General features: G+C 71.1%; 26 protein-coding genes. 13 read left to right on the top strand and 13 right to left on the bottom strand.

The window, feature by feature from the left end:
* The first annotated feature begins 329 nt into the window (after positions 1–329).
* From AB0F38_RS20195 to AB0F38_RS20185, 3 genes are all read left to right on the top strand, one after another.
* On the top strand, positions 330–800 hold the full coding sequence (locus AB0F38_RS20195) for a DNA starvation/stationary phase protection protein (RefSeq protein ID WP_361894871.1): 471 nt from the start codon (positions 330–332) through the stop codon (positions 798–800).
* A gap of 37 nt (positions 801–837) precedes the next feature.
* Positions 838–1,032 carry a CsbD family protein gene (locus AB0F38_RS20190; protein WP_361894868.1) on the top strand — a complete coding sequence of 65 codons (195 nt, stop codon included), beginning with the start codon at positions 838–840 and terminating at the stop codon, positions 1,030–1,032.
* 265 nt (positions 1,033–1,297) lie between these two features.
* On the top strand, positions 1,298–1,525 hold the full coding sequence (locus tag AB0F38_RS20185; protein WP_361894865.1) for a hypothetical protein: 228 nt from the start codon (positions 1,298–1,300) through the stop codon (positions 1,523–1,525).
* A 59-nt stretch (positions 1,526–1,584) separates the two neighbouring features.
* Here AB0F38_RS20185 and AB0F38_RS20180 read toward each other — a convergent pair whose 3' ends face one another.
* Positions 1,585–2,391, bottom strand: a complete 807-nt coding sequence (locus AB0F38_RS20180) for a DNA-formamidopyrimidine glycosylase family protein (RefSeq protein ID WP_361894862.1) — start codon at positions 2,389–2,391, stop codon at positions 1,585–1,587.
* Positions 2,392–2,463: 72 nt separating this feature from the next.
* Complete coding sequence (locus AB0F38_RS20175) at positions 2,464–7,176, bottom strand: DEAD/DEAH box helicase (RefSeq protein WP_361894859.1); 4,713 nt, start codon at positions 7,174–7,176, stop codon at positions 2,464–2,466.
* Positions 7,177–7,279: 103 nt separating this feature from the next.
* On the opposite strand from AB0F38_RS20175, the gene AB0F38_RS20170 reads away from it, so the two are divergent.
* Genes AB0F38_RS20170 through AB0F38_RS20160 form a run of 3 tightly spaced genes read left to right on the top strand, consistent with a single transcriptional unit; the run spans position 7,280 to position 9,247 of the window.
* Complete coding sequence (locus AB0F38_RS20170) at positions 7,280–8,143, top strand: AraC family transcriptional regulator (protein ID WP_361894856.1); 864 nt, start codon at positions 7,280–7,282, stop codon at positions 8,141–8,143.
* A gap of 10 nt (positions 8,144–8,153) precedes the next feature.
* Positions 8,154–8,945 carry an AzlC family ABC transporter permease gene (locus tag AB0F38_RS20165; RefSeq protein ID WP_361894853.1) on the top strand — a complete coding sequence of 264 codons (792 nt, stop codon included), beginning with the start codon at positions 8,154–8,156 and terminating at the stop codon, positions 8,943–8,945.
* Positions 8,942–9,247: an AzlD domain-containing protein gene (locus AB0F38_RS20160; RefSeq protein ID WP_361894850.1), complete on the top strand. Its 306-nt coding sequence runs from the start codon at positions 8,942–8,944 to the stop codon at positions 9,245–9,247. The genes AB0F38_RS20165 and AB0F38_RS20160 overlap by 4 nt, the downstream gene beginning before the upstream one ends.
* Before the next feature lie 14 nt (positions 9,248–9,261).
* Here AB0F38_RS20160 and AB0F38_RS20155 read toward each other — a convergent pair whose 3' ends face one another.
* Positions 9,262–10,176 (bottom strand): hypothetical protein, encoded by a 915-nt coding sequence (locus AB0F38_RS20155; protein ID WP_361894847.1) that lies wholly within the window; start codon positions 10,174–10,176, stop codon positions 9,262–9,264.
* A 79-nt stretch (positions 10,177–10,255) separates the two neighbouring features.
* Here AB0F38_RS20155 and AB0F38_RS20150 point away from each other — a divergent pair, with 79 nt between their 5' ends.
* The 4 genes from AB0F38_RS20150 to recX all read left to right on the top strand — a co-directional run bounded on the left by AB0F38_RS20150 (position 10,256) and on the right by recX (position 13,968).
* The gene (locus tag AB0F38_RS20150) at positions 10,256–10,450 is read left to right on the top strand and encodes a DUF3046 domain-containing protein (RefSeq protein ID WP_361894844.1); all 195 of its coding nucleotides are present in this window, start codon (positions 10,256–10,258) and stop codon (positions 10,448–10,450) included.
* Between the two features lie 172 nt (positions 10,451–10,622).
* Positions 10,623–11,750 carry an AI-2E family transporter gene (locus AB0F38_RS20145; protein ID WP_361894910.1) on the top strand — a complete coding sequence of 376 codons (1,128 nt, stop codon included), beginning with the start codon at positions 10,623–10,625 and terminating at the stop codon, positions 11,748–11,750.
* 394 nt (positions 11,751–12,144) lie between these two features.
* Positions 12,145–13,278: a recombinase RecA gene (recA, locus tag AB0F38_RS20140; RefSeq protein ID WP_361894841.1), complete on the top strand. Its 1,134-nt coding sequence runs from the start codon at positions 12,145–12,147 to the stop codon at positions 13,276–13,278.
* Between the two features lie 3 nt (positions 13,279–13,281).
* Positions 13,282–13,968, top strand: a complete 687-nt coding sequence (recX, locus tag AB0F38_RS20135; RefSeq protein ID WP_361894839.1) for a recombination regulator RecX — start codon at positions 13,282–13,284, stop codon at positions 13,966–13,968.
* Between the two features lie 207 nt (positions 13,969–14,175).
* On the opposite strand, the gene AB0F38_RS20130 is transcribed toward recX, so the two are convergent.
* From AB0F38_RS20130 to AB0F38_RS20090, 9 genes are all read right to left on the bottom strand, one after another.
* Positions 14,176–14,814 carry a hypothetical protein gene (locus AB0F38_RS20130; protein WP_361894836.1) on the bottom strand — a complete coding sequence of 213 codons (639 nt, stop codon included), beginning with the start codon at positions 14,812–14,814 and terminating at the stop codon, positions 14,176–14,178.
* A 103-nt stretch (positions 14,815–14,917) separates the two neighbouring features.
* On the bottom strand, positions 14,918–15,346 hold the full coding sequence (locus tag AB0F38_RS20125; protein WP_361894833.1) for a rhodanese-like domain-containing protein: 429 nt from the start codon (positions 15,344–15,346) through the stop codon (positions 14,918–14,920).
* Positions 15,343–15,888 (bottom strand): cysteine dioxygenase, encoded by a 546-nt coding sequence (locus AB0F38_RS20120; RefSeq protein WP_361894830.1) that lies wholly within the window; start codon positions 15,886–15,888, stop codon positions 15,343–15,345. The genes AB0F38_RS20125 and AB0F38_RS20120 overlap by 4 nt, the downstream gene beginning before the upstream one ends.
* A gap of 72 nt (positions 15,889–15,960) precedes the next feature.
* Positions 15,961–16,047, bottom strand: a complete 87-nt coding sequence (locus AB0F38_RS20115) for a putative leader peptide (protein ID WP_312845644.1) — start codon at positions 16,045–16,047, stop codon at positions 15,961–15,963.
* 32 nt (positions 16,048–16,079) lie between these two features.
* Positions 16,080–17,714: an FAD-dependent monooxygenase gene (locus AB0F38_RS20110; protein WP_361894827.1), complete on the bottom strand. Its 1,635-nt coding sequence runs from the start codon at positions 17,712–17,714 to the stop codon at positions 16,080–16,082.
* A gap of 188 nt (positions 17,715–17,902) precedes the next feature.
* On the bottom strand, positions 17,903–18,817 hold the full coding sequence (locus AB0F38_RS20105; RefSeq protein WP_361894824.1) for an amino acid ABC transporter permease: 915 nt from the start codon (positions 18,815–18,817) through the stop codon (positions 17,903–17,905).
* Positions 18,814–19,482, bottom strand: a complete 669-nt coding sequence (locus AB0F38_RS20100; protein WP_361894822.1) for an amino acid ABC transporter permease — start codon at positions 19,480–19,482, stop codon at positions 18,814–18,816. The genes AB0F38_RS20105 and AB0F38_RS20100 overlap by 4 nt, the downstream gene beginning before the upstream one ends.
* Positions 19,483–19,579: 97 nt before the next feature.
* Entirely contained in the window at positions 19,580–20,419 is an 840-nt protein-coding gene (locus AB0F38_RS20095) for a glutamate ABC transporter substrate-binding protein (RefSeq protein ID WP_361894819.1), read from the bottom strand.
* A 65-nt stretch (positions 20,420–20,484) separates the two neighbouring features.
* Entirely contained in the window at positions 20,485–21,270 is a 786-nt protein-coding gene (locus AB0F38_RS20090; RefSeq protein ID WP_361894816.1) for an amino acid ABC transporter ATP-binding protein, read from the bottom strand.
* A 339-nt stretch (positions 21,271–21,609) separates the two neighbouring features.
* Between AB0F38_RS20090 and AB0F38_RS20085 the strand changes: the two genes are divergently transcribed.
* Both AB0F38_RS20085 and AB0F38_RS20080 read left to right on the top strand, forming a co-directional pair.
* Entirely contained in the window at positions 21,610–22,302 is a 693-nt protein-coding gene (locus tag AB0F38_RS20085; RefSeq protein ID WP_361894813.1) for a response regulator transcription factor, read from the top strand.
* A gap of 15 nt (positions 22,303–22,317) precedes the next feature.
* A complete protein-coding gene (locus tag AB0F38_RS20080; protein ID WP_361894810.1) occupies positions 22,318–23,742 on the top strand; it encodes a HAMP domain-containing sensor histidine kinase in 1,425 nt (474 codons plus the stop codon).
* On the opposite strand, the gene AB0F38_RS20075 is transcribed toward AB0F38_RS20080, so the two are convergent.
* Positions 23,721–24,719: a TAXI family TRAP transporter solute-binding subunit gene (locus AB0F38_RS20075; protein ID WP_361894807.1), complete on the bottom strand. Its 999-nt coding sequence runs from the start codon at positions 24,717–24,719 to the stop codon at positions 23,721–23,723. The two genes, AB0F38_RS20080 and AB0F38_RS20075, sit on opposite strands and share 22 nt — an antisense overlap.
* A gap of 108 nt (positions 24,720–24,827) precedes the next feature.
* On the opposite strand from AB0F38_RS20075, the gene miaB reads away from it, so the two are divergent.
* Positions 24,828–26,348 (top strand): tRNA (N6-isopentenyl adenosine(37)-C2)-methylthiotransferase MiaB, encoded by a 1,521-nt coding sequence (gene miaB, locus AB0F38_RS20070; protein WP_361894804.1) that lies wholly within the window; start codon positions 24,828–24,830, stop codon positions 26,346–26,348.
* The last annotated feature ends 25 nt before the right edge of the window (positions 26,349–26,373 follow it).

Below are 26,373 nucleotides of genomic sequence, written 5' to 3'. Positions count from 1 at the left end.
GCCACGAGACGGCAGCCGCCTGATAGCCACACCCAGCACCCCTGGGCGACCCAACCCTACGAATGGCTCGATCAACCCGTTCAAGAAGGTAGAGCCGCCTGACCTGCGTGGTTCATGGTGCAACGAAAGCCCCGGCCGGTCCCCATGAGGACCGGCCGGGGCTTTCGGCTTTCCGAGTGTGCGAAGGCGGACGCCGGGCAGGCGTGATGTGAGGCCGGGTGGCACCCCTCCGGGCAGCCACTCAAATGACCGTTTCGTCTCGTATGTGCCATCGTGGACGGGTGGCAAGCCGAACAGCTGTCTGCACAGCTATCTGATCGGAGAAGTGCATGTCTGTCGTGAAGAGCCCACTGTCCGAAGGCGACCGCAAGGTCGTGGGAGACGCGCTCCAGGGCGCCCTGGTCGATCTGATCGACCTCTCCCTGGCGGCCAAGCAGGTCCACTGGAATGTGGTCGGCCCGCGCTTCCGGTCCGTGCACCTTCAGCTCGACGAGGTCGTGGACACGGCGCGGCAGCACTCGGACACGGTCGCGGAGAGGGCGTCCGCGATCGGCGTCAATCCGGACGGGCGGTCCCGCACCCTCGCGAAGACCACGGCCATCGACTCCGTGCCCGACGGCTGGATCAAGGACGTGGACGCGGTACGGGCACTCGTGGACGCCCTCCGTGTGGTCATCGACCGCATGAGGGAGCGGGTCGAGGCGACCGCTGATCCGGACCCTGTAAGCCAGGACATCCTGATCACGCTGACGGCGGATCTCGAGAAGCACGCGTGGATGTTCCAGGCGGAGAGCGCCTGACCGTCCGCCCACCTGACCAGCGAGCGAGGAGCCGAACATGGCCGACGACAACACCGCGGACAAGCTCAAGGGCAAGGCCAAGGAAGCGACCGGGAAGCTCACCGGCGACCGGCGCAAGGAGAGCGAGGGCAAGGCCGACCAGGCCAAGGCCAAGGCCGGGGGCGCTCTGGGCGAGGCCGGTGAGCGCGCCAAGGGCGTGAAGGACTCCCTGACCGACGACGACGGGCGGTAGGGCCCGGGGACGGGGGTCTCTTGTCCCCGCCCGGCCGTACGGTCGCTTGTGCCCCCGCCGGTGGGCGGGGGCACAGTCATGGGATGCGGAGGATGCAGGCGGGGTCGTCTCGGGGGAAACTGCGGGAAGGGCCGCGGAACACTCTCCCCGCGGCGGCCCCGGGAGAGCGCGCGCGTCCCTTGCGCGCTGCGCACGCCGGACAGCGCGCCGATGCGCCCCTCCCGTCAGGAGACCGCCCTACTGGCGTCGGCCGGAGGAGGCAGCCATGGTGCGCCGATGGATGCCGCTGCTCGTCCTCGGCGGTGTGTGGTGGTGGGCCGTGCTGCGGCTCCTGCTGGAGCCGGAGCACACCGGCCTCGTCGAGGGGGCGGTGGCGGCGGGCGGGTGGGGGCTGAGCCTGCTTCCCGTCCATGTGGCGGCGGCCGCGCGGCCCGGACGCGAGCACGGGCAGGGTGCCGGCGGAGGATCCCGGACGGAGCGCCCCGGCACCTGACGGCTCCCTGAGGGGTGAGCGTCCTCTGCGGGGCCCGTTCTTCGAGGCGGCTCTGTCCCTCAGCCGGTGGGACCCGACTGGCACCTCGGACACCAGTAGGTGGGGCGGTCGTCCTGGTCCGCCGAACGGATCGGTGTGCGGCAGCGCAGGCAGGGGCGGCGGGCCCGGCCGTAGACGAACAGCCGCTCGCGCGCGCCGCCCCGGCCGTAGGCGGCGGTGGGACCCGTCGTGGTCCGGGCCGGACGGTCGCGGTTGGCCTCCAGGAGCTGCTTGGCCGTGCCGACCAGACGTGTGGCGAGGGGTTGCGGAAGCTCGCCCACCGGCAGCCAGGGCGTGACGCGGGCCAGGAAGCAGAGCTCGCATTTGTAGACGTTGCCGATCCCGGCCAGGTTGCGCTGGTCCAGCAGCGCCTCACCCAGAGGGCGCGCGGGTTCCGCGAGCAGATTGCGCAGGGCGGTGTCCGGGTCCCAGCCGGGGCCCAGCAGATCGGGGCCCAGGTGGCCGACGACCCGCTCCTCGTCCTGGGTACGGAGCAGTTCCAGAACGGGGAGGCGGTAGCCGACGGCGGTGTGCTCCGCGTTGGAGAGCACGGCCCGGATCTGGTGGGCGGGGCCGCCTCGCCAGCGTTCGCCCGGCCGGTAGACGCGCCAGGCGCCGTCCATCCGCAGATGGCTGTGGAGGGTGAGGCCGTCCTCGATGCGCGTGAGGAGGTGCTTGCCGCGTGCGGTGACGTCGAGCACGGTCCGGCCCGTCAGGTCGGCCGTGGCGAACCGCGGCACCCGTAGGTCGCAGCGGGTCAGCACATGACCCGCGAGCGCCGCGTCGAGACGCCTGGCGGTCTGCAGGACGGTGTCACCTTCGGGCATGCGTCCATGATGCGCGGCGCCGGGCTCGTACGGGACCCGCAGCACCCCCGCGGGCCGGCGCAGCCCCTGGCCTCAGGCGCGCAGACGCAGTCCTCTCGGTGTGGCGAGGAAGCCGGCCGCCTCCAGGGTGCGGCCCAACGGGGAGGTGAGCGACGAGGCGCCGTTGGTGCGCTCCACGGTGACCGTGCCGAGCATTCCCGTGCGGGCCGCTGACGCGAGCGCCTCGGCCGCCGCGGCCAGTGCCGGGTCGGCGGGGTCGGCCGGCCAGGCCAGCAGCGTCTTGCCGCCGCGCTCCATGTACAGCGTCAGCTCCCCGTCGACGAGGACCACCAGCGCCCCGGCCTTGCGGCCCGGTCTGTGCCCCGCGCCGTCCGGGGATTCGGGCCAGGGCAGCGCGGCGCCGTACGCGTTGGCCGGATCGGCGGCCGCGAGGACCAGCGCGCGGGGGGCCGTGCCGGGGTCCGTGCGGTCGCGGGCGGTGGACGCGGCCCTCAGCCGGTCCACGGCGCCGTCCATCGCGAACTGGGCCGCTCCCAGTCCCTCGACCACGTACCCGCGGCGAGCCTGCCCGCTGTCCTCGAACGCGGCGAGGATGCGGTACGTCGCGGAGAACCCGCCTTCGACGCCCTCGGCCTGCACCGCGCCGCGCGTCACCACACCGTGGCGGTCGAGGAGCGTCCGGGCCAGGGCGTGCGCACGGTGGGTCGGTTCCGGCTCGGCAGGGGGCAGCAGGGACCAGCGACCCGACACGGTCGGCGGGCCGGTGCGGGACGCGGGACGGGCGGCCGCGGTCAGCGACCCGTAGCGGCCGCGCGGCACACTGCGCTTCGCGCGGTGGGCGGTGGAACCCGCTGTGCGACCGGAGCCGAGGAGCGAGCGCAGCGGGGCGAGGGTGTCGTTGGTGAGACGACCGGACCAGACCAGGTCCCAGAGACTTTCGGCCAGTTGGGAGTCCGTACAGTCCGGGTGGGTCGTGGCGCGCACCTGGTCGGCGATCTGCCGGAAGAAGAGGCCGTACCCGCCGGAGAGGACCGTGAGTACCGACTCGTGCAGTGCGGTCTGCTCCAGCGGATGGGGCGGCGGCAGGAGCAAGGGGGCACTGTCGGCAAGGTAGAGGGAGAGCCAGCCGTCCTTTCCGGGGAGCGATCCGGCTCCGGCCCAGACGACCTCGCCGGTGGTCGTGAGCTCGTCGAGCAGCGCGGGGGAGTATCCCCCGACCCGGCTCGGCAGGATCAGCTTCTCCAGTGCCGACGCGGGGACCGGGGCACCCTGCAACTGCTCGATGGCACGGGCAAGCCCGTCGATCCCGCGCAGGCTGTTGTCGCCGAGGTGCTGCCACTGGGGCAGGAAGCCCGCCAGCGCGGCGGGTGGCACCGGCTCCAACTCCTGGCGGAGCGCGGCGAGCGAACGCCGGCGCAGGCGCCTCAGCACCGTGGCGTCGCACCACTCCTGGCCGATGCCCGCAGGATGGAATTCGCCCTGGACGACGCGGCCCGACGCGGCGAGCCGCCGCAGGGCCCCTTCCGTGACGGCGGTACCGAGGCCGAAGCGGCCTGCGGCCCGGGTGGTGGTGAACGGGCCGTGCGTACGCGCATGACGGGCGAGCAGATCGCCGAGCGGATCCTTCACCGGCTCGGTGAACGCCTCGGGGACACCGACGGGCAGCGCGGTGCCGAGAGCGTCCCGTAGCCGGCCCGCGTCCTCGACGGCCGCCCAATGGGCGGATCCGCCGATGCGGACCCGGATGGCCCGCCGGGCCGTCTCCAGCTCCTGCGCCCACTGCGGCTCCGCTCCGCGCTCGGCCAGCTCGGCGTCGGTGAGCGGGCCGAGGACGCGCAGGAGATCGGCGACACCCTCGACGTCCTTGATCCTCCTGTCCTCGGTCAGCCACTGCAGCTCCCGCTCCAGCTCGCCGAGGACATCGGCGTCCAGCAGCTCGCGGAGCTCCGCCTGTCCGAGCAGCTCGGCCAGCAGGTGGGAGTCGAGCGAGAGCGCGGCGGCCCGCCGCTCGGCCAGCGGGGAGTCGCCCTCGTACAGAAACTGCGCGACGTAGCCGAAGAGGAGCGAGCGGGCGAACGGCGAGGGTTCGGGGGTGGTCACCTCGACCAGGCGGATGCGGCGCGCCTCCAGATCGCCCATCAGCTCCGTCAGACCGGGGACGTCGAAGACGTCCTGCAGGCATTCCCGGACTGCCTCCAGGACGATCGGGAACGAACCGAACTCGGAGGCCACCTGGAGGAGCTGGGACGCGCGCTGGCGCTGCTGCCAGAGCGGGGTGCGCTTCCCGGGGCTGCGGCGGGGCAACAGCAGGGCACGCGCCGCGCATTCGCGGAACCGGGAGGCGAACAGGGCCGAACCGCCGACCTGTTCGGTGACGACCTGACTGATCTCACCCTTGTCGAAGACCACATCGGCCGCGCCGACGGGTGGCTGGTCGCTGTCGTATCCGGCGCCGGGGAAGCCCGGTCCCGGATCGCTGCCGCCGGGAGCACGGTCTTCTTTCCCGCCGGGATCCGCCTGCACGGGATCGAAGTCCAGGAGATCCAGACCCATCAGATCGGCGTCGGGCAGGCGCAGCACGATGCCGTCGTCCGCATGCATGACCTGCGCGTCCATGCCGTACCGCTCACCGAGCCGGGCGGACAGGGCGAGCGCCCACGGAGCGTGCACCTGGGCGCCGAACGGCGAATGCACCACGATCCGCCAGTCACCCAGCTCGTCCCGGAAGCGCTCGACGAGAATCGTCCGGTCGTCGGGGACATGGCCGCAGGCCCGCCGCTGCTCGTCCAGGTACGACAGGATGTTGTCCGCCGCCCAGGCGTCGAGACCCGCGGCGAGCAGGCGGAGCCGGGCGTCCTCGGGAGTCATCCCGCCGACCTCCCGCAGGAACGCGCCCAGCGCACGGCCGAGCTCCAGCGGGCGGCCCAGCTGGTCGCCCTTCCAGAACGGCAGCCGTCCCGGGACGCCGGGGGCGGGGGTGACCAGGACCCGGTCCCTGGTGATGTCCTCGATCCGCCACGACGTCGTGCCCAGCGTGAAGACGTCGCCGACCCGCGACTCGTACACCATCTCCTCGTCCAGCTCACCGACCCGTCCGCCGCCCTTCTTCGGGTCGGAACCGGCGAGGAAGACGCCGAAGAGACCACGGTCGGGAATGGTGCCGCCCGAGGTGACGGCGAGCCGCTGGGCGCCCGGGCGGCCCGTGACCGTACCGGCGACGCGGTCCCAGACCACGCGGGGGCGCAGCTCCGCGAAGGCGTCGGACGGATAGCGCCCGGCGAGCATGTCGAGTACGGCGGTGAACGCGGATTCGGGGAGCGAGGCGAACGGGGCGGCCCGGCGGACGAGGGCCAGCAGATCGTCCGCCTGCCTGCTGTCGAGCGCGACCACGGCGACGATCTGCTGGGCCAGCACGTCCAGCGGGTTGGACGGGATGCGCAGCGCCTCGATGGCACCCACGCGCATCCGTTCGGTGACGACGGCGGCCTGCACCAGGTCGCCCCGGTACTTGGGGAAGACGACGCCGGTGGACACGGCACCCACCTGGTGCCCGGCACGGCCCACCCGCTGCAGGCCCGAGGCGACGGACGGCGGCGACTCGACCTGGATCACCAGATCGACCGCGCCCATGTCGATGCCCAGCTCCAGACTCGACGTCGCGACCACGGCGGGCAGCCGGCCCGCCTTGAGGTCCTCCTCGACCTGGGAGCGCTGCTCCTTGGAAACGGAACCGTGGTGCGCACGGGCGAGCAGCGCGGGTGCCCCCCTGGCCGCCCCGGACTGAGCCATGATCTCGGCGGGGGAGTGGGCCTCCGCCGGCGGTCCGCCGGACGTCTGCTCCTCGAACACGGTGCCCGTCGCCCGCTCGTACGCGATCTCGTTCAGCCGGTTGCACAGGCGCTCCGCCAGCCGCCGTGAATTGGCGAACACGATCGTGGAGCGGTGCGCCTGGACGAGATCGGCGATCCGCTCCTCGACATGCGGCCAGATCGACGGCTTGTCCGCCTGGCCGGCCCCGCCGTCGGTGGCAGGGGAGCCACCCAGCTCACCGAGATCCTCCACCGGGACGACGACGGAGAGGTCGAACTCCTTGGCCGACGGAGGCTGGACGATCTCCACCCGTCGCTGCGGCGACAGGAACCTCGCCACCTCGTCGACCGGGCGGACCGTCGCCGACAGGCCGATGCGCCGGGCGGGCCGCGGCAGCAACTCGTCCAGACGTTCCAGGGAAACGGCGAGATGAGCACCGCGCTTCGTGCCCGCGACGGCGTGGACCTCGTCCAGGATCACCGTCTCGACTCCTGCCAGCGCCTCCCGGGCCGACGAGGTGAGCATCAGGAACAGCGACTCCGGAGTGGTGATGAGGATGTCCGGGGGCCTCGTCGCCATGGAACGGCGCTCGGCGGGAGGGGTGTCGCCGGAACGGATCCCCACCCGCACCTCCGGCTCGGGCAGGCCCAGGCGCACCGACTCCTGGCGGATGCCCGTCAGAGGCGAGCGGAGATTGCGCTCCACATCGACCGCGAGCGCCTTCAGGGGCGACACGTACAGCACGCGGCAGCGCTTCTTCGCCTCCGCGGGTGGCGGGACGGCCGCCAGCCGGTCCAGCGAGGCGAGGAAGGCGGCAAGCGTCTTCCCCGATCCGGTCGGTGCGACGACCAGCACGTCGGAACCCTCGCCGATGGCCTGCCAGGCGCCCTCCTGGGCCGCGGTGGGCGCGTCGAAGGCGCCCGTGAACCAGCTGCGGGTCGCGGGCGAGAACGAATCGAGTGCGGAACCGGCCATGCCACCCATCGTGCACCCCGGCACTGACAACGGCCGGTGAACGCACCCCGCCGCTCACCGGCATGGACTGCGGACATACGCCCGGACCTGCGAGAATGCCCCCATGGCGGCAGCGGACGCACCGAAGGAGTGGGCGAGGTACTGGCAGTACGCGGAGCTGCCCGACCTCGATCTGCTCCGCGCCCGGTACGTCCGCCACACCTTCCCGCGCCACAGCCACGAGGGCTACGTCTTCGGCACGATCAGCCAGGGCATCGAGGACGTCGGACTGCCCGGCGGCACCGTGCACGCGGGTCCGGGCACGGTCGTCATGATCAACCCGGAGGTGCCGCACACGGCCCGTGCCGGAGTGCCGGAGGGATGGGTGTACGCCACGCTCTATCCCTCCGCACAGGTGATCAACGACATCGCGGCCGACCTGACGACCTTGCGCGGCACCGTCGGCTTCGCCGAGACGAGCGCGGCGGACCCGCGGGCCGCCCGGCTGATCACCGAGGTCCACCGGGCGGCGGAGGAGGGCAACGCGCTGGCCGCCGACAGCGTCCTGCGCGTCATGGTCGCCGGACTGCTCGACCGCCACGGCAGCCTTCTGCCGGCCAGGGCACTCCACTCGGCGGGCGCCCGCGACGCCGCCCGTGCGCGTGCCGTACTGGAGGAGCGGATGGACCGGCCGCCCACCCTGGAGACGCTCGCCGCCGAGCTGGGCACCCGTCCGTTCGCGCTGCTGCGGGCCTTCAGGAAGCAGTACGGAATGCCCCCGCACACCTGGCTCACCGACGCCCGGGTGCGCCGCGCGCGACGCATGCTCGACGCGGGAACCGCGCCCGCCGAGGCAGCCACCGCCGTCGGCTTCACCGACCAGCCCCATCTCAACCGTCACTTCACCCGGATCGTTGGAGTGCCTCCGGGCGCCTACCAGCGCGAACGTGCAAGAACGTACAAGACCGGTGCGGCTCCCTCCCCGTAACGTGCCGGGCGTGGCAGAACGAACAGCACCCCCTCAGAGCACCGGAGTCCCCCACGGCACGGCCGGTGTCGCACGGGCGACCGCGGGGAAGCCGGACTCCGCGGTCGTCCGGGACGCACTCGGCGTGGGCATAGCCGTGGGGCTCTCCGGCTTCGCCTTCGGTGTCACGTCCGCGGGATCCGGACTGACCCTGCTGCAGACCTGCGCGCTCAGCCTGCTCGTCTTCACCGGCGCCTCGCAGTTCGCCCTGGTGGGCGCGCTCGCGGCCGGCGGCAATCCGTACACCGCGGCGGCCGGGGCTTTCTTCCTGGGGGTACGCAACGCCTTCTACGGGCTGCGGCTGTCACAGCTGCTCTCCCTGCCACGCGCGCTGCGCCCGTTCGCCGCCCAGTGGGTCATCGACGAGACGACCGCGGTCACACTGCCCCAGCCCACCCGCCGTGCCGCACGCATCGGCTTCACCGTCACCGGGCTCACCCTCTACGTGCTGTGGAACCTCACCACACTGGTCGGCGCCCTCGGGGCAAAGGCCCTCGGCGACACCGACGCCTGGGGGCTGGACGCCGCGAGCCCCGCCGTGTTCCTGGCCCTGCTCGCGCCGATGCTGAGGACCACCAAGGAACGCGTCACCGCAGGGCTGGCGGTCCTGCTGGCGCTGGGGCTGCTGCCGGTCCTCCCGGCGGGCGTGCCCGTACTCCTGTCCGCCCTGGCCGCCCCCGTCGTGCTCTTCCTGACGGGGCGCGGGAAGAACGGCACGGACCCAACCGCCGACCGCACGACGAGGAACCAGGAGCCCCGATGAACATCTGGATCGCCATCGGACTCACCGCGGTGGGCTGCTATCTCGCGAAGCTCCTGGGGCTGCTCGTGCCGGCCGGAGTGCTGGAGCGCCCCCTCGTGCAGCGGCTGGCAGCGCTCCTGCCGGTGGCGCTGCTCGCGGCTCTCACCGCGCAGCAGACGTTCGGCGACGGCCGGCAGCTGGTGCTGGACGCCCGGGCGGCGGGCCTCGCCGCAGCGGCCCTGGCGCTCGTCCTGAGGGCCCCCTTCCTGGTCGTGGTCGGCGCCGCCGTCGTGGTCACCGCCGGGGTACGCGCCCTGGCGTAGGCACTGGACCTGGTTCAGCGGAGACCGCGTCCGTGGGCCCGGAGCGTCTGCAGGGCCTTGAGCGTCACGATCGGGCGCCCCTCCAGGGCCGTACCGGGCGCCCACTGCCGCCAGCCCACCGGCCAGCCGCCGTCCTCCTCCTGCTCGCCCGACAAGTGGTCCAGGGAGGCCTCCAGCTCGTCGTCGCTGAACCAGCGGCGCGCGAGCGACCCGGGGGTGCGGGCGTAGTCGTACGGGAAGTGGTGTTCCCCCGGTGCGTAACCGGGCGCCACCGGGTACTCGGCCCGCCGTCGCGGATCCAGCACCGCCAGGTGCTGCTCACGGACCAGATGTCCCAGCCGGTCGGCGGCCGCCTCGGCACGTGCCCGGTCCGGCACGCCGTCCAGGAACGCGACAGCCGCCTCGATCTCGTACGGGTGCGACTGCTGGAGCGCGTCGACGGCGGCCCAGCAGAAGTCGGTGGCGCGGAACAGCCAGGCGTGCCACACCTGGTTGCTGTGCAGCAGCCCCACCACGGGGCCCGTCGCCAGCAGCTCGGCGGGCGGGTCCTCGACGACCGGGATGAAAGGGGCGGCGGGGTAGCCGCGCTGCGAGGGGTGCAGGGCGGGCAGAGCGCCTTCCTTCGTCGACACAGCGGTCAGATAGCGGCAGATCCGCTCGACGCGCAGACCGCCGCAACGACCGATCGAGTCGAGGACGCTCAGGGCGTGCGCGGTGTGCAGAGGCTGGCTCACCGGCCCACGGAGGTCGGGTTCGAGAGCGTGACCGTAGCCGCCGTCCTCGTTCAGATAGGAGGCGAGGGCGGTCTCGACGGCGTCCGCGCTCCCGTCCAGGAAGAGATGGGCGAACCGCCGCTGCTCGAGGACACGGGCGGTGAGCCAGATGAACTGCTCGGCGCGGGCGAGGGTGTGTGCTCCGGTTCCAGCCATGGACCGACCGTAGAGGGCGAAGCGGCACCGGCAGGGCCACCCGGCCCGGCTGCACTCTCAGGAGCGGGATACTGAAGGCATGCGGTTGACGATTTTCTGGGAGCGGATGGCGGACCACTTCGGTGAGGGGTACGCCGACTCCTTCGCGCGCGATCATGTGATGACCGAGCTCGGGGGCCGTACGGTGCATGAGGCGCTGGCCGCCGGCTGGGAGGCCAAGGACGTCTGGCGCGGGGTCTGTTCGGCGGTCGGCATTCCGGCGGACAAACGCTGAGCGCCGCGGCCCCACCGGTAGGCACGGCCGCCCGGTCCCGGCTGTCGCAGCGGTGAGCGAGACTTGTCCCGTGGCACCGACAGACGAGACCGCCCAGACGCAACAGCCCGCCCCACCGCCCGTCCCGCCGGCCGCTCCACCCCACCCGCCGCCCGGCACCGGTCCCGTCCGCATGCCCGGCTGGCTGCCGCGCGCGATGGTCATGGCACTGGCACTCTACGGGTGCTTCCAGCTCGGCAGCTGGGCGTTCGACCAGCTCATCGGACTGCTGACCAACATCCTCATCGCCTTCTTCCTGGCGCTCGCGATCGAGCCGGCGGTCAGCCGCATGGCCGGCCGCGGTATACGTCGCGGGCTCGCCACCTTCGTGGTCTCCCTCGGGGTGCTGATCGCCGGAGCCGGCTTCGTCGTCCTGCTCGGGTCGATGCTCGCGGGCCAGATCGTCGACATGGTCGAGGATCTCCCCCAGTACCTCGACTCGGTGATCAACTGGGGCAATCGGACCTTCCGCACCGACCTCTCCCGTGTCGAGGTGCAGGACAGCCTGCTGCACTCCGACTGGCTCCAGAAGTATGTACAGAACAGTGCGACCGGAGTGCTCGACATCTCCACCACGGTCCTGGGCGGGTTGTTCCGGCTGCTGACGATCTTCCTGTTCTCGTTCTACTTCGCGGCCGACGGCCCCCGGCTGCGGCGTGCGCTGTGCTCCGTGCTGCCGCCCGCCCGGCAGGCCGAGGTGCTGCGCGCCTGGGAGATCGCGGTCGACAAGACCGGCGGCTACCTCTACTCGCGCGGTCTGATGGCGCTGATCTCCGGTGCGGCGCACTACGTCCTGCTGGAGATCCTCGGGGTGCCCTACGCCCCGGCGCTCGCGGTCTGGGTCGGCCTGGTCTCCCAGTTCATCCCCACGATCGGCACCTACCTCGCCGGTGCGCTGCCCATGCTGATCGCCTTCACGGTCGACCCCTGGTACGCGCTGTGGGTGCTCGGATTCGTGGTGGTGTACCAGCAGTTCGAGAACTACGTGCTGCAGCCGAAGCTCACCTCCAGGACGGTCGACATCCACCCCGCGGTCGCCTTCGGATCGGTGGTCGCGGGCACCGCGCTGATGGGAGCCGTCGGAGCGCTGATCGCCATTCCGGCCATCGCGACGCTCCAGGCGTTCCTGGGCGCGTACGTGAAGCGCTATGCCGTGACGGACGACCCGAGGATGCACGGTGCCCACCGGTGGAGCCGCGCCGAGCCGGTGCTGACGCGGATCCGCCGGGCGATCGGGGAAGGCCGGGAACGCGACCGGTAACGCCGAGGCGGGGCCGGTCCGGGGTCTCCGGCGCGCTCAGCGGTATCCGGTGACATCGGCCGGCGGCCCGGCGTTCCGGAAGAGAGACGAGACCCGGCAGCGAGCGGCGCCGCACTCGGCCGTGCCGTCGGCCACCCCCGAGCGGGATACCTGTCACTCGTCACTGACGTGATGGCCGCCGACTGTTATAAGCCCGTAACCTCGGCCGTGTGGGCCCGGCGGGTGCGCTTGACATCAAAATCGAACATCCATTCTCATGGAATTCCGGCCGGGTTTTCCCGGGCCCGGCCGCGGAGTTGTCCACAGGCCGGGAGGACGTCGATGCCCATTGTCAGTGGCAGGGGTTAGCGTCTGTGACGTGAAGCGATCGACTCAAGCAAATCGGGTGGAACCCATGGCAGGAACCGACCGCGAGAAGGCGTTGGACGCCGCACTCGCACAGATTGAACGGCAGTTCGGCAAGGGCGCGGTGATGCGCCTCGGTGAGCGGCCGAACGAGCCGATCGAGGTGATCCCCACCGGATCGACCGCGCTCGACGTGGCGCTCGGCGTGGGCGGTCTGCCGCGCGGCCGTGTGGTGGAGGTGTACGGACCGGAGTCCTCCGGTAAGACGACGCTGACGCTGCACGCCGTGGCGAACGCGCAGAAGCTCGGCGGATCGGTGGCCTTCATCGACGCGGAGCACGCTCTCGACCCCGAGTACGCGAAGAAGCTCGGCGTCGACATCGACAACCTCATCCTGTCGCAGCCGGACAACGGCGAACAGGCACTGGAGATCGTGGACATGCTCGTCCGCTCCGGTGCCCTGGACCTGATCGTGATCGACTCCGTCGCGGCCCTGGTGCCCCGTGCGGAGATCGAGGGTGAGATGGGCGACTCGCACGTGGGTCTGCAGGCCCGCCTGATGAGCCAGGCGCTCCGTAAGATCACCAGCGCGCTCAACCAGTCCAAGACCACCGCGATCTTCATCAACCAGCTCCGCGAGAAGATCGGTGTGATGTTCGGCTCGCCGGAGACCACCACCGGTGGCCGGGCGCTGAAGTTCTACGCCTCGGTGCGTCTGGACATCCGCCGGATCGAGACGCTGAAGGACGGAACCGACGCCGTCGGTAACCGCACCCGCGTCAAGGTCGTCAAGAACAAGGTCGCGCCGCCGTTCAAGCAGGCCGAGTTCGACATCCTGTACGGCCAGGGCATCAGCCGCGAGGGCGGTCTGATCGACATGGGCGTGGACCACGGCTTCGTCCGCAAGGCCGGTGCCTGGTACACGTACGAGGGCGACCAGCTCGGTCAGGGCAAGGAGAACGCCCGCAACTTCCTCAAGGACAACCCCGATCTCGCCAATGAGATCGAGAAGAAGATCCTGGAGAAGCTCGGTATTGGTGTCCGCCCCGCGGACCCGGCGACGGAGGGGCCCGCGACCGCCGATGCCGCAGCCGCTGCCGCGGCGACCGAAGGGCCGGCGAAGCCGGTGTCCGCTTCCGCGGCCAAGGCCAAGCCCGCCAAGGCCGCGGCGGCCAAGAGCTAGGCCGTGACGCGTCGTACGGAGTGGCCGGGCAGCGACATGGGAGCCGGTTCCGGCCCCGAATTCGCCGCAGAGTCCACCGAAGGCTCTCCGGGGTCCGGCCGGGGGGCCGGGTCCGGTGAGGGGGCGGGCCGCCGTTCCCGCTCCAGAAGCAGCGGTTCCCCCTCTTCGTCGAGGGCCGAGAAGGGGGAACCGCGAGACCCGGTGGAGCAGGCGCGCAACATCTGTCTGAGGCTGCTCACCGGAACCCCGAGGACCCGTAAGCAGCTCGCCGACGCCTTGCGCAAGCGGGAGATCCCCGACGGTGCGGCGGAGGAAGTGCTGTCGCGGTTCGAGGACGTCGGGCTGATCGATGACGCGGCGTTCGCGGACGCCTGGGTCGAGTCCCGGCATCACGGGAGAGGGCTGGCCCGTCGCGCGCTCGTACGCGAGCTCCGTACCAAGGGTGTGGACTCCGTGGTGATCGACGAGGCGGTGGGGCAGCTCGACCCGGAACAGGAGGAGGCGACCGCCAGGGAGCTGGTGGCGCGCAAGCTCCGCTCCACGCGAGGACTGGACCGCGACAAGCGCCTGCGCCGGCTGGCGGGCATGCTCGCGCGCAAGGGGTACGGGGAGGGGATGGCCCTGCGTGTGGTGCGACAGGCACTTGAGGCGGAGGGCGAGGACACGGAAGGGCTGGACGAGCCGCTCTGACGGGGGCAGGACGACGCGGGGCTACGGGCGACCACGGGGGCGGGACCAGGGGCGACGCGGGCAAAGGGCACAGGAGAGGCACGCGGGGACGGCGGGACGGGCATGCCGGGGCGGGTGCAGCGGTGGCGGAGGGGGCCACCGCTGACCGGTCCTGAGCCCGCGACGGCGTCCTCGCCGGGGGAGAGCCGTTCGCTCAGGGGCCGCTCCTCAGTGGCCGGCCAGGGACGCCCGGCGGATCGTGGCGTCGAGCAGCGACAGGGCGTCCGCGGCGGTACGGCCGGGGTGCCGGTTCCACGGCCCGATCAGACCGGTCCAGCCCTGTGAGCGCAGTTCGGTGATCAGCCAGGCGCCGGCCCGGTCCACGGTGTCGAGGGAGCCGTAGCCCAGCCGGTGCGCGGCCAGCATGGCCCCGCACAGGCACCGTGCGCCGCGGGCGTCGCGCAGCCGGTACGGGGTGTTCTGCCAGCCCCACTCGGTCAGGACCTGTCGTGCGTAGCCGAGGTGGACGGAAGGGCGCACATCGGGCTGCCCGACGCGGCGCCATGTGTGGAGACGCTCGGGCAGCACCGCGCCCAGTCGCCCGGGGAGCCGGCGTTCCCCCGGCACCCGGGCGGGCAGAGTCCGCAGCGCATCCTCGACCAGGCGGTCCACGGGCAGGGACAGGAGATCCCGCCAGTCGGCCGGAGACCGTGACAGGGACGTGGCCTCGTCCGGGGCGGGAGGCGGAAGGACCGGATCGGGCGTGGTGCGCTCCCAGCCCGTGACGATCTGCTGCCACACCTCCGTGTCATGGAGCCGGGAGGCCTGGGCGTCGAGCTGGTCAGGGCTGAGACGAACGGTTTCCATCAGCGCGACATCTCCGTACATTCCGATCCTCGGTGATGAGGTGAATGTCCGTCGCGCGAGCGATTCGCTCCACCGGGGAGCGGCGTTCGGGTGTGTCAGCGGGTCATTCGGCCCTGCCGGGAGCCGGGAGAACGACCGGGAGTCCCGCCGCCCGCCAGGCCTGGAAGCCACCGATCAGATCCGTGGCCCCGCGCAGTCCCAGCTGCCGCAGGGACGCGACCGCGAGACTCGACGCGTAGCCCTCGTTGCAGATCACCACGACCGGCAGGTCGTGGCTCACCGCCTCCGGAGCGCGGTGGCTGCCGAGCGGGTCGAGCCGCCACTCCAGCTCGTTGCGCTCGATGACCAGCGCCCCGGGAATGAGGCCGTCCTTCTCGCGCAGGGCGGCGTAACGGATGTCCACCAGCAGCGCGCCCCCGGCCGACGCGGCCGCGGCCTCCGCCGGGCCGACCCGCTCGTAGCCCGCCCGGATCCGCTCCAGCAGTTCGTCGATCCCGGCCCGCTCCGCGCGCTCCTGTCCTGTGCCGCTCACTGCCAGTCCTCCGGGCACTCGGTCTGCTCCAGGCGGAGCACCGCACCCGCGCGGCTGTACCGGCGGATCAGCGGCAGGGGCGGGTAGTAGGCGTGCACGGATACGGCGTGCTCGTCCCCGGACTCGTTCAGCACCTCGTGCACATGGTGCTGTCCGAAGGCCCTGCCCCGCCCCGTCGTCAGCTGCCGGGTCCGGTCGATGCCCTCGTTCAGTTCGAGGGTCCTCCAGCCGTCGGTGGGCAGCCGCGCGGCCAGCGAGTGCTCCCTGAGGGCGCCCGCGGCAACGGTGAACGCGCCGATCGATTCGGCGTGGTCGTGCCAGCCGGTGCCCGTGCCGGGCGGCCAGCCGATCAGCCAGGCCTCACTGCCGCCCGGGCCGTCGAGCCGCAGCCAGGTACGGCCCTGGGGATCGAGCGGGAGCGCGGCGACGAGTGCGGCGTCGTCAGCCGTACGGCGGACGAAGTCGAGGAGTTCCGTCGCGGTCGGGCCGCAGACGTCAGCAGCGGGCGCGGGCGCGGGCGGAGAAGGGGTGGGTGCAGGCACAGGGACCGTCCTGGGAGTTCGCGTAGGAGCACGGTCGTGCGGAGAACAGCACGGCGCGGCAGAGGAAGCGAGTCAGCAGGACGGGCGACACACGCAGCCCGCATAGCGGACGAGGTCCATATGGACCCTCCGCCACAGGCGCACGTCGGTGTCGTTCATGATCTAGAGTACACCATGTGCGCCTGCGGCGGTCAATTGACGTCCGCGGTCCGGCCGGTGCCCGTGGACGCGTGCGCCTCGTCCGCGTCCGCCGTGGTGACGGGACCCCCGCGCGCCGCGTCGGCCGCCGCGAAGAGCTCCGCCGCCCGGACCCCGCTGAAGGCCGCTACGAGGTGCCCGTCCGGCCTGACCAGCAGCACGGTGTGGGCCGTCGCCCCCGGATAGCTCTCGGTCACCAGGAGCTCGGCCTTCACGGGCAGGGCCTCCACGGCTTCCACCAGCCGGGGCATGACCCCCGCGGTCAGCCAGTGCCGCCGGTCCCACACCCCGGTGCCCGGCGCGACCAGGATCACCAGCAGATGCCCCTGCCCCAGCCGTTCACGCAGCCGCACCGTCTTTCCGTCGGGTGCCGTGACCCGCACATCGGTGACCGGCGCACCGGGGGGCGTACCCACGGGAGTGTGCGCGCCGGCGTGTGGAGGTGAGAGGGGGGAGTACGTGTACGAAGGGGGCGCACCGAGGGGGCCGCAGCCCAGATGACCGTCCGCCAGCAAGGTGTCGTGGCCGCGCGCGCTGCCCGGCACCAGCGTCCGGAGACCGGCGCCGCCCCGCAGTATCGGCAGCGACTGGTCGGCGGCGCGCAGCCGGGAGGCGACGGCGGCCCGTCGCTCCGCCTGGTAGCTGTCGAGCAGGATGTCGGAGGCGTCCTGATGCCAGGCCTGCGCCAGCTTCCAGGCCAGGTTCTCGGCGTCCCGAAGCCCTTCGTCCAGGCCCTGGGTGCCGAGCGCCCCCAGCAGATGAGCGGCGTCGCCGGCCAGGAAGGCCCGCTTCGACCGCCAACGCCGGGCCAGCCGGTGATGCAGCGTGTACACGCCGGTGTCCAGCAGCTCGTAGGCCGGGGTCTCACCGCACCAGCCCGCCAGCGTGTCACGGATCCGGGCGATCAGGGCATCGGGAGTGACGAGCTCCCCGCGGGGCGGAAGGAGCCAGTCCAGCCGCCACACACCGTCCGGCAGCGGCCGGGCGGTGACCTCGGCGCCCCCGGTACGCCAGGGCGGTGCCCGGTGCAGCACGGCCTCGCCGGGCCACGGGAGATCGGCACGGAGGGCGGCGACGGCGTGCCGTTCCACCGCCGTCCGGCCGGGAAACCTGATGTCCAGGAGCTTGCGCACGGTGGACCTCGCGCCGTCGCAGCCGACCAGATAACTCCCGCGCCACCAGGTCGAACGGGGCTCCCTGGTGTGCACGGTGACCCCGTCCGGGTCCTGCTCCAGCGTGTCGATCCGGCTGAACGGAACCAGGCGTACCAGGCTCTGTGCGGCCACCGCGGCCCGCAGGCCCCGGGTGAGGGCGTGCTGGGGCAGGTGGACGGGCGCGGGCAGCGGAACGGCGCCCTCCTCCTCGCCGAGCGGGACGGCGCGCACCAGCTGCTTGCGCCGTACGGAACGCCAGCCGGTCCAGCGCAGCCCCTCGTCGCGGAGCGTCGAGCAGCCGAGCCGCACGACCAGGTCCGCGGTGTCCTCGCGTAGGACGACGGTGCGGGCCGGGCGAGGCTCGTCCTTCCCGGGCCCTTCGTCGAGCACGACGGTGGGGACGCCCTGAGCCGCGAGGGCGAGCGAAAGCGCCAGCCCGACCGGACCGGCGCCGACGACGATCACCGGGTCCACGGTGCGAACCCTCCGGCGCCGGCAGTCGGAACGGGGAGGGAGGAAGGGGTTGCGGCGGCGTAGGTTCGGGGCACGATCACAGAACGTATGCAACCTATTGCCGGTGCTTGCGTCAAGTGACACCGGAACGTGGCGGGGGGCGCGGCAGCTGCGCCGGCGCCCCCCGTGGGTCAATGGTCGGCGGACCGTCAGGTCGCGCCGCCGTCCTCGATCCGGAGCGGCGGCGTGCCGATGGTCTTGAGACCCCCGTCGGGCCCGGCACCGACCACCGTGCCCGTGCTCTTCTTCCCGCGCCGCAGCCTGCCTTCGAGCCAGCTGGCGAACGAGGTGATCGCGAAGTTCAGGGCGATGAAGATCAGCGCGATGATGGTGAAGCACGCGATGGTGTTCGCACCGTAGTTCGCGCTCATCGGGCGGACCGACGCGAGCAGTTCGGGGAAGGTGAGGACCGCACCGCCGAGCGCGGTGTCCTTCACGATGACCACGATCTGGCTGACGATGGCGGGCAGCATGGCGGTGACGGACTGCGGCAGCAGCACGTACCGCATGGTCTGGCCCTTGCGCATGCCGATCGCCTTCGCGGCGTCGGTCTGCCCCCGCGGGAGGGACAGGATCCCGGCCCGCACGATCTCGGCCAGGACCGAGGCGTTGTACAGCACCAGGCCCGTGACGACTGCGTACAGCGGACGCACGTCGCTGGCGATGTCGGTGAACTCCGAGTACGCGGCGTTCGCCGTGATCATCAGGATCAGGACGGGGATGGCGCGGAAGAACTCCACGACGATCCCGGACGGCATCCGCACCCGGCGGTGGTCGGAGAGCCGGCCGATACCGAACAGTGCCCCGAGCGGCAGCGCGATCAGCAGGGCGAAGAACGCCGCCTTGAGCGTGTTCTGAAGCCCCGGCCAGATATAGGTCTCCCACGGCTGGGAGCTCGTGAAGAACGGCTCCCACTTGACCCAGTCGAGCTGGTGCTTCTCGTCGAGGCTGACGTAGACCCACCACGCCACGGCCGCGAGGGCCGCGACGAAGATGACCGTGTACAGGACATTGCGCTGCTTGGCGCGGGGCCCCTGCGCATCGAAGAGGACGGACGTCGTCATCGCTTCACCGCCACCTTCTTGCTCACCCAGCCGAGGAGGAGCCCGGTCGGAAGGGTGAGGCAGATGAATCCGAACGCGAAGATGGCGGAGATCAGGATGAGTTGAGCCTCTGCTTCGATCATGTCCTTCATCAGGTACGCCGCCTCGACCACGCCGATCGCCGCGGCGACGGTGGTGTTCTTCGTCAGCGCGATCAGCACGTTGGCCAGTGGGTTCACGACCGAGCGGAAGGCCTGCGGGAGGATGATCAGCCGCAGAACCTGGGTGAAACTCAGCCCGAGTGCCCGTGCCGCCTCGGCCTGGCCCGCGGGAACCGTGTTGATGCCCGAGCGCAGCGCCTCGCAGACGAAGGCCGCGGTGTAGAGGGCGAGCGCGAGTACCGCGAGCCGGAAGTTGATGGCCTCGAAGTCGTCTCCGCCCCCGAGGGTGACCTGCAGGGTCTGGAAGAGGCCCAGCGAGGCGAAGACGATGATGACGGTCAGCGGGATGTTACGGACAACATTCACATAAGCGGTACCGAACCCGCGCATCAGAGGGACCGGGCCGACCCGCATACCGGCCAGCAGCGTTCCCCATATGAGGGAACCGAGGGCGGAGTAGACGGTGAGTTTCACCGTCACCCAGAAGGCCCCCAGTAGGTCGTAACCTTCAAGAAAGTCGAACACGATCTCCCGTGCTTCCACGTGTGGGGAGGGCTCGGTGCGCCGCCTCCGCGGCGGCGCACCTCATCAGCCCGGCTTCGGACCGCCGGCGATGGGAGTCCTACTTGACGACGTTGCCGATCTTCGGGGCGGGCTCGTTCTTGTAGTTGGCGGGACCGAAGTTGGTCTCGACCGCCTTGTCCCACGAACCGTCCGAGACCATCTTGGTCAGCGCGGCGTCGATCTTCTTCTTCAGGTCGGCGTCGCCCTTCTTCAGGCCGATGCCGTAGTTCTCGTTGGTCATCTTGAAGCCGGCCAGCTTGAACTTGCCCTTGTGGGCGTCCTGCGCCGCGTATCCGGCGAGGATGGAGTCGTCCGTGGTCAGCGCGTCGATGGCCTTGTTCTCCAGGCCGGTGAGGCACTCGGAGTAGCCGCCGTAGTTCTGCAGCTGAGCCTTGGGGGCCAGCTTGTCCTTGACGTTCTTCGCGGAGGTCGAACCGGTGACGGAACAGAGCTTCTTGTCGTTGAGGTCCTCGGGCGACTTGATGGAGTCGTCGTCGGCCCGGACGAGGACGTCCTGGTGCGCCAGGAGGTACGGGCCCGCGAAGTCGACCTTCTGCAGACGCTCGTCGTTGATCGAGTACGTCGCGGCGATGAACTTCACGTCGCCGCGCTCGATGGCGGTCTCGCGGTCGGCGCTCTTCGTCTCGACGAAGTTGATGTTCTTGGCGTCGAAGCCGAGCTCCTTCGCGATGTACGTGGCGACATCGACGTCGAAGCCGGCGAACTTGCCGTCCGGCGTCTTCAGTCCCAGACCGGGCTGGTCGATCTTGATGCCGATGGTGATCTTCTCGCCGCCGGAGCCCGCGGCGTCGTCCTTGTCTTCGGAGCCACAGGCGGTGGCGGTGAGGGCGAGTGCGAGCACGGCGGCCGAGGCGGCGGTGACCTTACGAAGCTGCATGGTGGAATTCCCTGGGGTTGACGCGATGTGAGTGATCAGCTGGTCCGGAGAGCAGCCGTGCGGGATCAGTGGTGAAGGATCTTCGAAAGGAAGTCCTTGGCCCGGTCGCTGCGCGGGTTGCTGAAGAACTGGTCGGGCGCCGCCTCTTCGACGATCTTCCCGTCGGCCATGAAGACGACACGGTTGGCCGCCGACCTGGCGAAGCCCATCTCGTGGGTGACGACGACCATGGTCATCCCGTCCCGGGCGAGCTGCTGCATGACCTCCAGCACCTCGTTGATCATTTCCGGGTCGAGCGCGGACGTCGGCTCGTCGAACAGCATGACCTTGGGGTCCATCGCCAACGCGCGTGCAATGGCGACGCGCTGCTGCTGACCGCCGGAGAGCTGCGAAGGGTACTTGTCGGCCTGCGTGGCCACACCCACCCGGTCGAGCAGCGAGCGTGCCTTCTCCTCTGCGGCAGCCTTGTCCATCTTGCGGACCTTGAGCTGGCCCAGCATCACGTTCTCGAGCACCGTCTTGTGCGCGAAGAGATTGAACGACTGGAAGACCATGCCGACGTCGGCACGCAGCCTGGCCAGCTCCTTGCCCTCCTGGGGCAGCGGCTTGCCGTCGATCGTGATCGCGCCCGAGTCGATCGTCTCCAAGCGGTTGATCGTGCGGCACAGCGTGGACTTACCGGACCCTGAGGGTCCGATGACGACGACGACCTCGCCACGGGCGATGGTCAGGTCGATGTCCTGGAGCACATGCAGCGCGCCGAAGTGCTTGTTGACGTTGCTCAGTACGACAAGGTCGTTCGCCACAGGTACGGCATCCTCGGCGGCCTTGGTCACTGAAACTCCGCTCATCGGCTTTTTGCTCCGTCCTCCTCGGTTAGGGGGAGACCCTAGTGACGCGGTGAGATCAGCGTCATTACATCTGAGCGGAAATTGAGCATAACGATCCGGCCGCAACCGGACACTCCGCGTGAACGGGACGCCTCGACGCGCGCATCGGCGTACCGGGTGGATAACGGAAACCCGCTGGTAACGGGGAGGGGCTTGACTGGGGCACCCGTCATCGGAGTGGATGCCCTGATGCGGGACGACGTGAATCGTCGTCGCACACGAAGGGGCGCCGGGTGGAACGGACGCCGGCCATCACGCATAGTTTTCACGCCCGGTACACGTGAGACGGAGAGGGGGGTCATGAGACTGCTGCTCGTCGAGGACGACAACCACGTCGCGGCGGCCCTGTCCGCCGTGCTCGCGCGCCACGGGTTCCAGGTGGTGCACGCCCGCAGCGGCGAGGAGGCCCTGCAGGCGCTGCTGCCCGCGGACAAGGAACCCTTCGGGGTGGTGCTCCTCGACCTCGGACTGCCCGACCAGGACGGCTACGAGGTCTGCGGGAAGATCCGCAAGCGCTCCGCGATCCCTGTGATCATGGTGACCGCACGGGCGGACGTCCGCTCGCGGATCCACGGTCTCAACCTCGGCGCGGACGACTACGTCACCAAGCCGTACGACACCGGGGAGCTCCTCGCCCGGATCCACGCCGTCGCCCGGCGCAGGACCGCCGGCGAGGACACCGGGGCGACCCCGCTCGCGGCTCTGCGGCTCGGACCCGTCCACATCGAGCTGCCGACCCGCCGGGTCAGCGTCGACGGCCAGGAGGTCCAGCTCACCCGCAAGGAGTTCGACCTGCTCGCGCTGCTCGCGCAGCGTCCCGGCGTGGTCTTCCGCCGGGAGCAGATCATCAGCGAGGTGTGGCGGACGAGCTGGGAGGGAACGGGCCGCACCCTCGAGGTGCACGTGGCGTCGCTGCGTTCCAAGCTGCGGCTCCCCGCTCTCATCGAGACCGTGCGAGGTGTCGGTTACCGGCTCGTCGCGCCGTCCGGCTGAGGACGCACGGTCCCTGTGCGCACCCGTCTGCTCCCCCTGCTCATCATCCTGATGGCCGCCGTCCTGCTGGCCCTCGGCTTTCCGCTGGCCGTACAGGTGGCCGCCGCGGAACAGCAGCGCGTCGTCATCGACCGGATCGACGACTCGGCGCGTTTCGCGGCACTCGCCCAGTTCGTCAGCGAGCCCGTCGACGGCAGCGACGAACGGCAGCGGATCCTCCAGACCGAACTCGAGGCCTACAACTCGGTGTACGGGATCAAGGCGGGTGTCTTCTACCGGGACGACAGGGCCCTCGCCAAGGCACCCGACTCCTGGCTGGTGCCGGCCGCGGGTGAGGGGCGCGAGGCGTTCAAGGAGGCCCTGCTCGGCCGCCGTTCCCACGACCCGCCCCAGGTCTGGCCCTGGCAGGACGGCCGGGTCGTCGTCGCCTCACCGGTCGTGCGGGACGGTGACGTGGTCGCCGTCGTGGTGACCGACTCGCCCACCGGCGGCATGCGCGCCAGGACGCTGCGCGGCTGGCTGCTCATCGGCCTCGGTGAGGCAGCGGCCATGCTGGTGGCGGTCGGTGCCGCTTTCCGCCTGACCGGATGGGTGCTCCTGCCCGTGCGGATCCTGGACGCGGCCACCCACGACATCGCCAGCGGCCGGATGCGGTCCCGGGTCGCCGCGTCCGGGGGGCCGCCGGAACTCAGACGCCTGGCCCGGTCGTTCAACGAGATGGCCGACAACGTCGAGGACGTGCTGGAACAGCAGCGCGCCTTCGTCGCCGACGCCTCGCACCAGCTGCGCAACCCGCTGGCCGCGCTGCTCCTGCGGATCGAGCTCCTCGCCCTCGAACTCCCCGAGGGCAACGAGGAGATCGCCTCGGTGCGCACCGAGGGCAAGCGCCTCGCCCAGGTCCTGGACGACCTGCTCGACCTCGCGCTGGCCGAGCACGCGGCGGCGGACCTCCAGCTCACGGACATCGGCGCGCTCACCGCCGAAAGGGTCGCCTCGTGGCGCCCGCTCGCCGAGGACAAGGGCGTACGGCTGACGCTGGACGGCGCGGCCGCGTTGACCGGCTGGGCGGACCCGATCGCCCTCTCCAGCGCGCTGGACGCCGTCATCGACAACGCACTGAAGTTCACCCCGGAGGGCCAGGAGGTCCGGGTCACCGCCGGGTCCGGCCGTGCCGGTGCGACGGTCGTCGTCACCGACCGGGGGCCCGGGCTCACCGAACAGGAGCTGGAGCGCATCGGTGACCGCTTCTGGCGCAGCAACCGGCACCAGAACATCAAGGGATCCGGTCTCGGGCTCTCCATCTCGCGCGCCCTGCTCACCGCGGGCGGCGGATCGATCGGCTACGCCAGGAACGAGCCGCACGGACTGCGGGTGACGGTCACCGTGCCGCGCGACCCCCCGCACGCATACGCGGACGGTCAGGGCTTGGCCGAGCGGTAGTAGTGCCGGGCGCCCGTGTGCAGGGGCAGCGGATCGGTGTAGATCGCCGTCCGCAGGTCCACCAGTTGCGCCGCGTGGACCTCACGCCCGATCCGGTCCCGGCTGTCGATGACGGTCCGGGTGAACGCCTCCGTCATCAGCGGATCCGTACGGTCCGTCGTGATCAGCAGGTTGGCGACCGCGACCGTCTGGACGGCCGTCCCCTGGTGCGCGTGGTCGTACGCGTCGGCCGGCATCGCGGCCGAGCGGTAGTGGCGGGTGGAGCCGCCGACCGCCTGGAGCTCGCGGATCAGCGGATCCTCAAGCGGGACCAGCCGGATGGCGAACTTCTCCGCCAGGTCCTCCACCGCACCGGTCGGCAGCCCGCCGGACCAGAAGAAGGCGTCCAGCCGGCCGTCGGACAGCCTCGCGGGCATCGTGTCGATGCCCGCCTCGACCGGGGTGATGTCCTCGGCCGGGTCGACCCCCGCCGCCCTCATCAGCCGCTCCGCGACGAGAAGCACCCCCGATCCCTTCTGCCCGACGCCGACCCGCTTGCCCCGCAGACCGGCGACCGTCCGGATCCCGGAGTCCCTGGGCACGACGAGCTGGACGTAGTCGTCGTAGAGCCGGACGCAGCCGCGCAGCCGTTCGCCCCCGGGCTTCCCGCTCTGCAGATAGGTGGCGACCGCATCGGCGGTGGCGATGGTGAAGTCGGCCTTCCCCGTCGCCACCCGCTCGATGTTCTGCTGGGAGCCCTCGCTGGTCTTCAGCCGTATCGACACCTTGGGCATGTCCTTGGCCAGTGCACCCTCGAGCCGCTGCCCGTAGCGCTGGTAGACCCCGCTGCGTACGCCGGTGGAGAAGGTGAGCGAGCCGCTGGGTTCCGGTTCCCCGAGGGGGGACACCCACCACAGCAGCAGCCCGAGGACGACGGCGGCGGCGGCGCCCCCCTGAAGGGTGCGTCGCCGGCCGAATCGGGGCAGTGCGTGCAGCATGGCGCGATCCTGCCAGGCCGCGCCCCGTCCTGGCCAGGCCCGATCCTGGGCAAAGGCCCAAAAAGCTCCGGCGGCGGGAGAGGCGGCATCACCGCCTACCCTTGTCCCATGACCAGCGGCAACCGGAGCGAAGCAGTGGACGTCCAGAAGAGCTACGAGGTACGCACTTACGGGTGCCAGATGAACGTCCACGACTCCGAACGCTTGTCGGGGCTCCTCGAGGACGCCGGCTACGTGCCGGCCCCGGCGGGCTCCGACGGTGACGCCGATGTCGTCGTCTTCAACACCTGTGCGGTGCGTGAGAACGCCGACAACAAGCTCTACGGCAACCTCGGCCGTCTCGCCCCGATGAAGACCAAGCGCCCCGGGATGCAGATCGCCGTCGGCGGCTGTCTCGCGCAGAAGGACCGCGACACCATCGTCAAGCGGGCCCCCTGGGTGGACGTCGTCTTCGGCACGCACAACATCGGCAAGCTGCCGGTGCTCCTGGAGCGCGCCCGCGTCCAGGAGGAGGCGCAGGTCGAGATCGCCGAGTCCCTGGAGGCGTTCCCCTCCACGCTGCCCACCCGGCGCGAGTCCGCGTACGCGGCCTGGGTGTCGATCTCCGTGGGCTGCAACAACACGTGCACGTTCTGCATCGTCCCGGCGCTGCGCGGCAAGGAGAAGGACCGCCGCACCGGCGACATCCTGGCCGAGATCGAGGCGCTCGTCGCCGAGGGCGTCAGCGAGATCACACTGCTCGGCCAGAACGTGAACGCCTACGGCTCCGACATCGGCGACCGCGAGGCCTTCTCCAAGCTGCTGCGCGCCTGCGGCACGATCGAAGGGCTGGAGCGCGTCCGCTTCACCTCGCCCCACCCGCGTGACTTCACCGACGACGTGATCGCCGCGATGGCCGAGACGCCGAACGTGATGCCGCAGCTCCACATGCCGATGCAGTCGGGCTCGGACACCGTCCTGAAGGCCATGCGCCGCTCCTACCGCCAGGAGCGCTTCCTGGGGATCATCGAGAAGGTGCGCGCCGCGATGCCGGAGGCCGCCATCTCCACCGACATCATCGTGGGCTTCCCCGGCGAGACCGAGGAGGACTTCGAGCAGACGCTGCACGCGGTGCGCGAGGCCCGATTCGCGAACGCCTTCACCTTCCAGTACTCCAAGCGCCCCGGGACGCCCGCCGCGGACATGGACGGGCAGATTCCCAAGGAGGTCGTCCAGGAACGCTACATGCGCCTGTCCGCCCTCCAGGAGGAGATCTCCTGGGAGGAGAACAAGAAGCAGGTCGGCCGCGTCCTGGAGGTCATGGTCGCGGAGGGCGAGGGCCGCAAGGACGGCGCCACCCACCGCCTCTCCGGGCGCGCCCCGGACAACCGCCTGGTGCACTTCACGAAGCCCGCCCAGGACGTGCGTCCCGGGGACGTGGTGACCGTGGAGGTGACCTACGCCGCCCCGCACCACCTGCTCGCCGAGGGGGCGCCCCTCGGCGTCCGGCTCACCCGGTCGGGCGACGCCTGGGAGAAGCGGACCCGGGCGGCCGCTGCGAAGCCCGCCGGAGTCATGCTGGGGCTGCCAGGCATCGGAGCCCCGGCCCCGCTGCCCGCCGCCGCGGCCCCCGGGTGCGGCTGCGACTGAAGGCCACCGCAGTACGCTGACCGGC

The sequence above is a fragment of the Streptomyces sp. NPDC025273 genome, from assembly GCF_040638585.1.
In the GTDB taxonomy this organism is placed as follows: domain Bacteria; phylum Actinomycetota; class Actinomycetes; order Streptomycetales; family Streptomycetaceae; genus Streptomyces; species Streptomyces cinereorectus.
This window is presented reverse-complemented; position numbering and strand designations above follow the sequence as displayed.

Bases quoted from the DNA above. Each gene is read 5' to 3' on its own strand.
- AB0F38_RS20195 (WP_361894871.1), top strand. From the start codon at position 330: ATGTCTGTCGTGAAGAGCCCACTGTCCGAAGGCGACCGCAAGGTCGTG.
- AB0F38_RS20190 (WP_361894868.1), top strand. From the start codon at position 838: ATGGCCGACGACAACACCGCGGACAAGCTCAAGGGCAAGGCCAAGGAA.
- AB0F38_RS20185 (WP_361894865.1), top strand. From the start codon at position 1,298: ATGGTGCGCCGATGGATGCCGCTGCTCGTCCTCGGCGGTGTGTGGTGG.
- AB0F38_RS20180 (WP_361894862.1), bottom strand. From the start codon at position 2,391: ATGCCCGAAGGTGACACCGTCCTGCAGACCGCCAGGCGTCTCGACGCG.
- AB0F38_RS20175 (WP_361894859.1), bottom strand. From the start codon at position 7,176: ATGGCCGGTTCCGCACTCGATTCGTTCTCGCCCGCGACCCGCAGCTGG.
- AB0F38_RS20170 (WP_361894856.1), top strand. From the start codon at position 7,280: ATGGCGGCAGCGGACGCACCGAAGGAGTGGGCGAGGTACTGGCAGTAC.
- AB0F38_RS20160 (WP_361894850.1), top strand. From the start codon at position 8,942: ATGAACATCTGGATCGCCATCGGACTCACCGCGGTGGGCTGCTATCTC.
- AB0F38_RS20155 (WP_361894847.1), bottom strand. From the start codon at position 10,176: ATGGCTGGAACCGGAGCACACACCCTCGCCCGCGCCGAGCAGTTCATC.
- AB0F38_RS20150 (WP_361894844.1), top strand. From the start codon at position 10,256: ATGCGGTTGACGATTTTCTGGGAGCGGATGGCGGACCACTTCGGTGAG.
- AB0F38_RS20145 (WP_361894910.1), top strand. From the start codon at position 10,623: ATGCCCGGCTGGCTGCCGCGCGCGATGGTCATGGCACTGGCACTCTAC.
- recA (WP_361894841.1), top strand. From the start codon at position 12,145: ATGGCAGGAACCGACCGCGAGAAGGCGTTGGACGCCGCACTCGCACAG.
- AB0F38_RS20130 (WP_361894836.1), bottom strand. From the start codon at position 14,814: ATGGAAACCGTTCGTCTCAGCCCTGACCAGCTCGACGCCCAGGCCTCC.
- AB0F38_RS20115 (WP_312845644.1), bottom strand. From the start codon at position 16,047: ATGAACGACACCGACGTGCGCCTGTGGCGGAGGGTCCATATGGACCTC.
- AB0F38_RS20105 (WP_361894824.1), bottom strand. From the start codon at position 18,817: ATGACGACGTCCGTCCTCTTCGATGCGCAGGGGCCCCGCGCCAAGCAG.
- AB0F38_RS20095 (WP_361894819.1), bottom strand. From the start codon at position 20,419: ATGCAGCTTCGTAAGGTCACCGCCGCCTCGGCCGCCGTGCTCGCACTC.
- AB0F38_RS20090 (WP_361894816.1), bottom strand. From the start codon at position 21,270: ATGAGCGGAGTTTCAGTGACCAAGGCCGCCGAGGATGCCGTACCTGTG.
- AB0F38_RS20085 (WP_361894813.1), top strand. From the start codon at position 21,610: ATGAGACTGCTGCTCGTCGAGGACGACAACCACGTCGCGGCGGCCCTG.
- AB0F38_RS20075 (WP_361894807.1), bottom strand. From the start codon at position 24,719: ATGCTGCACGCACTGCCCCGATTCGGCCGGCGACGCACCCTTCAGGGG.
- miaB (WP_361894804.1), top strand. From the start codon at position 24,828: ATGACCAGCGGCAACCGGAGCGAAGCAGTGGACGTCCAGAAGAGCTAC.